At 65.3% G+C, this 9,841-nt stretch carries 5 protein-coding genes and 2 pseudogenes; all 7 read right to left on the bottom strand.

The features are described from left to right. The coding region (locus ABEL04_RS12015) for a capsule assembly Wzi family protein (RefSeq protein ID WP_375802634.1) at positions 1 to 938 on the bottom strand (938 nt) is incomplete at its 3' end. A gap of 1,207 nt (positions 939 to 2,145) precedes the next feature. After that, positions 2,146 to 2,229 (bottom strand): annotated as a pseudogene (locus ABEL04_RS12020) (Uma2 family endonuclease); the annotation flags it as partial. Then, positions 2,223 to 2,918, bottom strand: coding sequence for a phosphate signaling complex protein PhoU (gene phoU / locus ABEL04_RS12025; RefSeq protein ID WP_375802635.1), 696 nt, complete (start codon positions 2,916 to 2,918; stop codon positions 2,223 to 2,225). The pseudogene ABEL04_RS12020 and the gene phoU, both read right to left, overlap by 7 nt. Before the next feature lie 96 nt (positions 2,919 to 3,014). Then, positions 3,015 to 4,223 carry a glycosyltransferase family 4 protein gene (locus tag ABEL04_RS12030; RefSeq protein WP_375802636.1) on the bottom strand — a complete coding sequence of 403 codons (1,209 nt, stop codon included), beginning with the start codon at positions 4,221 to 4,223 and terminating at the stop codon, positions 3,015 to 3,017. A gap of 30 nt (positions 4,224 to 4,253) precedes the next feature. After that, entirely contained in the window at positions 4,254 to 5,486 is a 1,233-nt protein-coding gene (locus ABEL04_RS12035; RefSeq protein ID WP_375802637.1) for a glycosyltransferase family 4 protein, read from the bottom strand. 551 nt (positions 5,487 to 6,037) lie between these two features. Further along, the gene (locus ABEL04_RS12040; RefSeq protein WP_375802638.1) at positions 6,038 to 8,578 is read right to left on the bottom strand and encodes a zinc-dependent metalloprotease; all 2,541 of its coding nucleotides are present in this window, start codon (positions 8,576 to 8,578) and stop codon (positions 6,038 to 6,040) included. Positions 8,579 to 8,744: 166 nt separating this feature from the next. Then, positions 8,745 to 9,841 (bottom strand): annotated as a pseudogene (locus ABEL04_RS12045) (excinuclease ABC subunit A); the annotation flags it as partial.

The raw sequence follows: 9,841 nt of genomic DNA on the forward strand, positions 1-9,841 counted from the left end.
CGAAACCAGAGGCTGGCCACGTCTTCGTGGTAGAACTGCCGGTAGGCCAAGCCTCTCCAATCCCCGAGGTCAACGTTGAGGCTGAAGTCATACATTGCAATGTGGTTGGCCTGAGACCGCTGCGACTCGGCCTGCGTCCGGTCGTCGGTAAACACTACGTCAGTGAGAAAGGCCACGTCGACCCATTCCCGAAACGAAGAGTTCTGTGGCCCGCGGAGAGGGCTCGTGCCGCCCCATTGCACGTGGTGCGTGATGCCGGCGTGGACGTTTGCGGAGAAGTCGGATGGAAAAAAGCGGAGGTACAGGGCCTTTTCGTGCAGGAGCGCCCCCTCGACGAATCGATCTTCCTCGAGCCAGCCGTGGGTCAGGTGGCCCCGAGCAGCCAGTGCGCCACCGGTGCCCGGAACTGGCACGTACCCATCGGAGGAGAGCGTTACCCTGGGGATCGGCGGTGCGTTCCGGCTCCGAACGACGCTCCCCAGCGAGAGGCTCGTATCGACGCGCCCGACCGTTTGCTCCCGGCGCCCGGCAGTGAGTTGGAACCAACCGTACTGAAGGCGGCCGTACAATTCGTGAATGGTGACAGTCCCGTTTTGGGAGGCGCGCCCGAGAAAGGTAGCCCCAAAGGAATAGTTGAGACCGGATGTCTCCACAAAGGGCCGGTGGGTACTGAGTCGGAGGCCAGCGTTGGCGGAGGCGGGGTCGACCGTGCCCCGCTGGTTGGCCCGCAGCCAGAAGGGGAGCCGATCGCCGGTCCCCGCGGCGCCGAAGAGCGTGACGGAGGCCCGGAGCGAGTCGGCCGGGGCCTGGGCCCCCGCGGGCTGGAGGAATCCGCCTACGAGTGCCCAGAGGAGAACGACCCAGAGCACCCCAAGTCCAAAACGGTGCGGAGGTCGTGCTCGGCTGCGGGCGGGCGGCTTGGAGGAGCGGAAGCGCATGTTCGTCGAGGGTGGATGTCGTTCTCAGACACGTGTCGCGTCGGGGCGAGAGGCGTCGCGGGAGGAGACGGGATAAGGCGGTACAGGCTCTCAGCCGCTGGACCGTCAGCACGGGCGGCCGTGGGGCCCAGCGGGAAATATGACTCCATTTCGACGTCTCACGCACACTGTACCGCTAGCACAAGCCGTCCCTGACCGCGGTCCTGGGGGCATTCACTTGTGCCTACGGCGCCTGTTTCCTGGAGGGCAAACGGACTGCGACGGAGGTCGAAGCAAGAAGGGGAAGCGGCCCCGACGGAACGTCCGACGCGGCGATTCTCGATCCCTATCGGTGGGAGGAGAGGTGCTCTCTCCAGTCTGCCCGGTCTCGGGGCCGAACGAGGCCCGTGGGCGGGACATTCCTGAAACCGCCGAGATTCACTGTCGTGCGGCCATGTGTCATTCATGTAGTCACACAACGAAGATGCCACAATGCGCATCACTGTTCGGCGTCCCGACGATCTCGGCGAGGACGTGAAACGCCGCACCGACAACGTGAGCAGGTACGTGACGGAGGCGCTCACGGAAAAATCCAGCGCGAAGGGCAGCGCCGTGCGCGCCGGAAGCTTTCGGGAATGGCGGGCGAGGGCACTGTCGATCCCGACATCCACGAGGAGAACTGTCAGATGCGCCGGGAGGGAGACCGGCAGGAGTCCGGTTGAGAAGCCTCCTGGCCCGTCTCCTGCGTCGGGGCTTTTCTTCGTGTCCCTCTCGCCTGCGAGTCAACGACGCACCGACTTTAGAATGGAAGGATTTGACCCCGGATTTTTCCTTGACGTGCGGGCGGGCAATTCCGACGTTCAGGACCTATGGCGGTCCGTGACGGAGCGCGACGTGCCCGCGGCTGTCAGCTCGGTGACGCTCTTCGAGATGGCCCGACATGGACGCGTGGGGCGGCTCGACCCGGAATTTGCCGACGCGGTCGTGGAGCGGGCCCGCGTGGCGTTCGAGCAGGCGGGCGTTGATCCGGTCGGCGTGCTGTCCCGGGCTGCCCGGATTGCCCGCGGAATGGGGATGCCGATGGCCGATGCCCTCATTGCCGCCTCGCTCGAGCACGTGGGGTGCGGCCGTGTGCACACGAGCGACGGCGGTTTTGAGGAGTACGAGGGCCGATGGAGGTCGTATTCTTATAGCGGGGTCCCTCGGCTCGCGAAGAACTGTTGGAGGGGTCGGGCTGCGGCTCGTTGTCTGGGTCAAGGCGAATTGTCGCGTTGACCGCAACGCGTACGCCGGGCGTGGCCGCCGCTACGGTCCGAGGCGCCCGTCCCCGATGGACTTCTCTTCTTGTACGCTGGCGTGCCGGATGTCGACCCCCTCGATGAGAAAAACGACCCCTTTTGCGATGTTCGTGGAGTGGTCGGAGATGCGTTCGACGGCCTTGCTGGCCGTGATGAGGTGGGCGGCGACCTCAGCGTGCTCGGGGTTCTCCTGAATGTAGCTGACTAGCGCCTGGAAGTTCTCGTGGTGCAGGCGGTCAACGTCGTCGTCGAGGTCCGGAATGCTGCGGGCGAGTTCAGCGTCCTGGTCCAGGAACGCCTGCTTCGCCTCGTCGAGCATGCGCCGCGCAGTCCGGGTCATCCCCCGAAGCTTCAAAATCTCAAGCACGCCGGGGGCCTCTGTCACGTGTTTGGTGTTGCGGGCCAGATTGCGACAGTGGTCTCCGATCCGCTCCAGGTCCGTGTTGATTTTCTCGGCGGTAAGCAACGTGCGCAGGTCGATGGCCACCGGCTGGTGCCGGGCCAGTATGCGCTCGCAGCGCTCGTCGACCTCCAGTTCCAGGGCGTCTACCTCCTTGTCACGCGCAACGACACGCTCGGCCTTGTCCATGTCGTGGTCGAGCAGGGCTTCGACGGCGTCGGTGAACTGCTCGGCCACGATCGTGGCCATGTCGAGGAGGCGACTGCGCAGTTCGGCAATCTCGCGGGCGAGACGGCTGGGCATGGGGGCTCCCTCGGTTCAGTGAGTGCAGTATCTGCGGCTCATACGCTGCGCCGTAGGAAGTTGTGCCGGAGCGGGGCTCGGCCCCACGCGGTTCACCTAGTCGAGGGAGGACGCTCCTGGCGCGTTGAGGGACTCGGCCGGCGCCGGAACGCCCCTCGCCTGCAGGGCCCGCAGTACCGACAGGTACGTGTCGGCCACGGCCGACCAGCTGAACGTAGACGTCGTGTGGCCGGCGGCCCGCTGTGCCGCCGCGTCGAGCCCCTCCGGGTCGCCCCGATACTGCCGAATCGCGTCCGCAAACGCCTCCGGGTCTGTGGGAGGCACGAGATGGCCGTTCACGCCCTCGGTGATCACGTCCCGGATGCCTTCGAGTCGGGCCGCGACGGCCGGCGTGCCGCACTGCCCGGCTTCGAGCAGGACAATGCCAAATCCCTCCATGTCGTCCTCGACCGGAATGTTCGGCATGACGAAGAGGTCGGACCCGCGGTAGAGGCGGGCAAGGGTGTCGTTCGGGACGCGGCCAAGGTGGCGGACCCGAGGGTGGAGGTCGTGCCGCTCGATGGCGTCCTGAATGGCGGACGACTGCGGTCCGTCTCCCGCAATCCAGTAGTGGACGTCGTCGGGGAGGAGGGGCATCACGGCGTCGACGAACCAGGCCGTGCCCTTCCGCCTCACCTGCCGCCCCACGCTGCAGAGCAAGAGCGCGTCGGGCGGAGCGGGAGGGGCCGGAGCGCCGACGTCCTGCCCGAGGGCCCGTCGGGCCGGCTCCCGGCGCTTTGCCCTTCGGAAACGGTCGGGATCGATGCCATTTGGCACGACACGGAGGGCGTTTGGAGAGGCCCCACGGTCGAGGCAGGCCTGCCGCGTAGCCCGGCTTACCGGAAGAACGGCGTCGAGGGCGTCGAACACTCGGGGCACGAACCACTGATAGGGGGGAAACGGGGTCGTCACGTCCAGGCCGTGCACGATCGCGGCCGTCCGCACTCCGTGCCGGCGGAGCAGTCCCTGCAAGGGCACAGCGAGAGCGGCCGTCACCATCGACGAGAAAAGCACCACGTCCACAGCCTCCCGGCGCGCCGCACGGCCGATCTGCCAGCCGGCCCTGGCGAGAAAAAAGGGGACCTTGACGTGCAACGTCCGCCAGGCGCTGCGCAGCAGCAGGGCGTCGTAGGCCAGCGACGCCTCACCGGTGGCCTTGGCGTCCAGGGACTCATGCAGCTTCAACGCCACTCGCTGCATGCCCCCGAGGTTTGCCAGGGGGCGACCGTCGGGGGGCAGGGAGTGAGAAACAAAGAGAAGGCGCACAGAGACGGAAGCCAGCGGGCAAGAACGACGTTACGCGGGAACTCCTGCCGGTGCGGGCGCCTGAGACTCCGTGCGGCGACGTCCAAGGACCCCATCGTAGTACCGGTTGATCCGACTGAGGACGTTCGACCACGTGAAGTCCTGGGCTCGTTCGAAGGCCGCCGTGCTCATGCGGTCCCGGAGCGAGGCGTCCGCGATGAGCTCGCACGTGGCCTCCGCGAACGCGTCGACATCTCCCGGCGGACAGAGCCGGCCCGTCGTCCCGTCGTCGACGAGGTCCCGGCTTCCGGCAGCGTCGGCACAGACAGTCGGGAGCCCCGACGCCATGGCCTCAAGCGTCACGTTGCCGAACGTCTCCGTGTCGCTAGGGAACAGGAAGACGTCGGACGAAGCGTAGGCCCGGGCAAGATTGTCGCCCTCCAGAAAGCCGGTAAAGGTCGCGTTCGGCAGGCGTGCCTCCAGGTCGTCTCGGGCCGGCCCGTCGCCCACGACGAGACTGCGATGCGGCACGTTCTGGCGCTCCAGGCGCTCGATCACGTCGGCGTAGACGTCCAGGCCCTTCTCCCGCACGAGCCGGCTCACGAAGGCCACGACGACCTCGTCGTCGCCGATCCCGCGTGCCCGGCGCCAGCGCATGGAGCGGCGCATTGGAGTGAACCGATCCGTGTTCACTCCTCGGGGCCAGAAACGAAACTCGCTCGTGATGCCGTGCTCCCGAAGAACCTCGGCCATCGTGTAGGTGGGTACGTACACCTGCCGGCACTGATTATAGAAGGAGCGCAGGTAGCTCCACACCGGCGCCTCCAGAAGCCCGAGGTGGTAGTACTTGAGGTAGGAACTAAAGTGGGTATGGTAGGAGGCCACGACCGGGGTCTCGGTAGACTGAGCGCGGCGGAGTGCCTGGTGTCCCAGCAGGTCCGGCGTAGCGACGTGGTAGAGCGTTGGGGCGAAGGTCTCCAGATCCTCCCGAACCGAGGGCGTAATCCCCAGCGACAGCCGATACTCCGAGCGGCCGGGGGCCGGCAGAGAAGGCACCGGTACGAGGGTGCCGGCGTGGTCGAGGGCGGGATCATCGACGGTCGGGGCGTACACCCGTACGGCTACGCCCTGTTGCTCGAGGTGGGCAACGAGGCGGTTGAGGGTCAGCGACACGCCGTCGGCGATGTGGTTGTAGGCACCGACAAAGAGGGCAATGCGCTTGGGGGGAGAGCTGCCGGAGCGATCCATGCGGGCACGGCGCGACTGCTCTGTAACGGTGTCCATACAGGCAAACTGCTGTGGCGAAGACTCAGGAGCTGGTGCTAAAAGACAGGCCCCAGGGAATCCCCTGCTGAGATTAGTTGTTGGGCTTGCTTAAGTACCGTTTCGCCGCGGCGCAGCATAAGGAGGTAACGGCCAGGAGTGTGTCTTTTCTGTTAACGATTGTTTGCAAGCGATGGACCGTGCAGACAGCGAGCAGACAGGAAGCCGGTTCGGGGGAGAGCCGTCAACCCTGGAGCAACAGTGCGCGGTTGTTGCCTCGGGGGAGCCCTATCCGCCTGGATGTTGAACGCTGCCCGTTCCTCGACCCTCCGGCCTTCCGAAAAGACCTCCTCGGAGGCCGACGCCCACGAGACAACGAAATTCATCGCGCTCGCGTGCTGGGCGCAGCGAAGAAGGAGTCCCGGAGACGGGCTCGATTAGCCGGGCACGGTGGTCGGGGCCTGCCCAGAAGAAAAAAGCCCCAGGGCCTTTTTCGCCCCTGGGGCCTCTGCTCTTCGGCACCGACCGCCAAGTACGGAGATCGGCGGGAACGTTCTCGGGTCTCCGGCGGGCTACTCGGTGGAGGTTGCCTTCTCGATCAAGTGGAGCACGTGATCGGTGTGGGCGCGCGTCTCCGCGTTCACGCCGCGCTTGCCGTCGATCATGTCCTCGATCTGCTGGAGGCTCTGCAGGGCGGCCGACTGGGCGAGGTGGTCGTATTTTTCGTTGCCCTCTTTCCCCACGACGCCGGCCAAGGCCTCTACGTACGCGACCTGGAGGTTTTGGCGGAACGTGTTGACGTTGCCCTGCGCATCCGCGGCGAAGATATCATTGGTTAGGTCTTCCATGTACGCCGCGAGCGAATACTCGTTGCCGTAGAGCCGGGTGTTGGTCATCCGCTCCAGCACGTTCGGGTGCAGGAGGTGGGCCAGGACGCTCTCCTGGATGCCGAGCACGCGGGCGTGTATCTTCGGGTCCTCCGACTCCCCGAAGAAGTTGAAGCCCCGCCGCTGCGGCTGCAGGTGGCGATAAAGCTCGTTCGGAATGATCTCGAACGCATCCGGCGCGAAAAGATACTCGTTCAGGAGATTGAGCGCCCGCTTTTGCTTGTCGAGCGGAACGGGCCGGTACGGCTCCGTGGCCCCCTCCTGACCGATGAGCGCGCGGTCGACGTACACGCCGCCGACGTAGCGGGAAGCCACGGCGGCCATCTGGGCGTGCTGGCCGCTCACGGCGAAGAAGGCGTTGCGCAGCTCCTCGTAGGACTGCCCCGGCTCCTCGTACTTCCCGAGCAGATCGTCCATCAGGTCGCCGACCAGCTGCATCCGGTTTTCGGCGTAGTCGAGCGCCTCGTTCGACATGTCGCCGACCATGACGCGGGGGTTGATGGCCTTGCCTGGCGCGCGCATGTCGTCGGCGTCGTTGCCGAAGGCGAGCTCCGGCTCGGTGGAGCGCGACAGGATCTCGTCGAGCTCGTCCTCGGAGGCGCCCGGCGTATAGCCGTACTCGATGGCCCACACGTCGTAGGGGCCGGGGCGAGTCGTGTAGTACTGGCCCTGCTCCACGTCCGGCGGAGCCACGTTGACCGCGGGGTAGTCCATGACCGAGCCCACGAGGCCCTCCTCGCGGGTCACGGATGGGTTGTGCACCTCGTCGGCGGAGTGCAGCTGGGAGGACTTCATGTTGTGCTGAAGCCCCAGCGTGTGGCCCACCTCGTGGAGCGCCAGGAAATGCAGGCCTTCCTTCATGAGCTGCGTGATTTCACCGTCGAGGTCCGACGGGCCGTTCTGCTCATTGTCGGGATCGGGCGCCTGCGTCTCCAGCGCGGCCCGCCCGAACATGCTGTTTGCGTGGAGGAAGCCGGGAAGCGTGCACGCGTGCTTCGGCATGCGGTCCGGCACGTCGGCCGCCGACTGCAGGGGAAGCCCGGCCTCCTCAAACAGCTTGTCCTGAGCGACCTGATTCGTGAGGAAGGCGTATTCGAGCATCACGTCCGCCCCCAGGATCTGGCCGGTGTGCGGGTTCACGAAACTCGGCCCGTAGCCGCTGAAGGGTGGGTTCGGGGAGGAGGTCCACCGCAGCACGTTGTAGCGAATGTCGCCCGCGTCCCAGGAGGCGGTGTCCGGCTGCACCTTCACCTCGATCGCGTTTCTGAAGCCGGCCTCGCGGAACGCCGTGTTCCACTCCAGCACCGCGTCGCGGATGATGGGCCGGATGCGCTCAGGGGTCGAGTTCGAGATCCACCACGTGATCGGCTCTACCGGCTCTGAGAGCTCCGCGTCCGGGTTTTTCTTCTTCAGGTGCCAGCGGTTGATAAGGTCGTGGTAGGGCGTGGCGCTGGTGGAGGTGAGGTCGTCCTTCTGTTGCGTGAAGTAGCCGATGCGCGGGTCGGAAAAGCGCGGCTCAAAGTCGTTCTTCGGCACCTTGATGAGACTGTGCCGCAGGGTGATCGTCACGTTGCGGGCGTCGGTGACGGCGTCGGAGCCGGGGTTGATCGGGCGGGGGTTCTCGAAGACGTAATCGACCACCACGTCCGTGTTCTTCGGGTAGTTGTGGACCGTCTGCACCTTCGACTTCTTCTTGCTCTGCCGACCGAGGCTGAAGGCGGTGGGCGGCTCGCCGGGAGTGGGGGAGGGCTTCACCTGCGTGAGCGACTCGGTGAGGAACAGGTCGTCGGCATTGATGAGCACTCGTCCGTTCGTAGAATCCGTCGCGACGATCTTTTCGACGTGCAGGACCGACGGGCTGATGTTGGCGTCCGAGGCCTGGGTGAGGGCGCTCTCGTCGTTGAAGTGGAAGTTCGTGTTCACCTCCACAAACTCAATCTTGTCGTAGTGGCGCCGCACCTTGAAGACCGCATTGTCGCGGTAGTTGCCGCGGAAGGTGCCGGCCTCCAGCACGCCATTGACTGTGTGGGTGAAGTAGATGTACTCCTCGCCGATCTGGCTCGTGTCGAGGGCCATCTTCAGCGAGCCGTCCGTGGTGTCGCGGTAGATGGTAAACAGGCCGCCAAGTGAATCGCTCTTGGCGATGGCCTTCTCGAAGTCACTTTTTTCCTCGTCGGCTTGCTGGGCCTGTTTGGCCTTCTTCGCCTGGGCCGACTCCTTCGTCATTTGTGCCGAGCCGCTACAACCGGCAAAAAGCAAAACTGCTGTGGCAAGGATCCAAAGAGGAAGTCGTGTTCGCATAAAGGAGAGAAGGGGGGGCGTGAGGATGAAATCGGGACGGGGAGGCCGGAGGCGCTGGCAGCTCCAAGTCAAAGAAGCCAAAAACTCCAAATCAAAGTACATCACGTAGGAACTGGCCCGTGTGGCTCTCCTCGCAGGCGGCCACCTCCTCGGGCGTTCCCGCCACGACCACCTCTCCTCCCTCATCTCCCCCCTCGGGCCCAAGGTCGATTACGTGGTCGGCGTACTTGATGACGTCGAGGTTGTGCTCGATGATGACGACCGAGTGGCCGTCCTCGACCAGCTGCTCGAAGGCATTCAGCAGCTGCTTGATGTCGTCGAAGTGGAGGCCCGTCGTGGGCTCGTCGAAGATGTAGAGCGTGCGGTCCGACGTGCGGCCTCCCAGATGGCTGGCAAGCTTGATGCGCTGGGCCTCTCCTCCACTCAATGTAGTAGAGGGCTGCCCGAGGGTCAAGTATCCGAGGCCGATGTCCTGGAGTACCTCTAGCTTATTGGTCACCGACCGCTCGCCCTCGAAAAAGTCGGCGGCCTCGTCGACGGTCATGTCGAGCACGTCGGCGATGTTTTTGCCCTGATACGTCACGTCGAGCACCTCCTTCTTGTAGCGCTGCCCCCCACAGGCCTCGCACTCCAGGTACAGGTCGGCCAGGAACTGCATCTCCACCTTGACGACGCCCTGCCCCTCGCACTCCTCGCACCGCCCGCCCGTCGTGTTGAAGCTAAAGGTGCCCTGGTCGTAGCCGTGGACCTGCGACTGCCGCGCGTTGGCGAACAGCTTGCGGATCCCGTCGAAGGCGTTCGTGTAGGTGGCCGGATTGGAGCGCGGCGAGCGCCCGATGGACGACTGGTCGACCATCTCGACGGCGTCGACGTGTTCGTGGCCGCGAATGGTGTCGTGGGCGCCCACTTTGCCGTCGCCGCTACCGCCCTTTAGGCGATGCAGGCCCTCGAAGAGCGTCTGGTTCGTGAGGGTCGACTTGCCGGAGCCGCTCACGCCCGTCACGCACACGATTTGGCCGAGCGGAATCTCCACGTCGATATGCTTGAGGTTGTGCTGACGGGCGTTCTCGACCACAAGCAGGTCGGCCTCGTCGGTGGGCCGGCGCGCGTCGGGCACCTCTACCTTCTTCCGCCCGCTCAGGTACTGCCCCGTGAGCGAGTCCTCGTCCGCCAGGATCTCGTCGTAGG

It is taken from the genome of Salinibacter sp. (assembly GCF_042218895.1).
Lineage (GTDB): Bacteria > Bacteroidota > Rhodothermia > Rhodothermales > Salinibacteraceae > Salinibacter.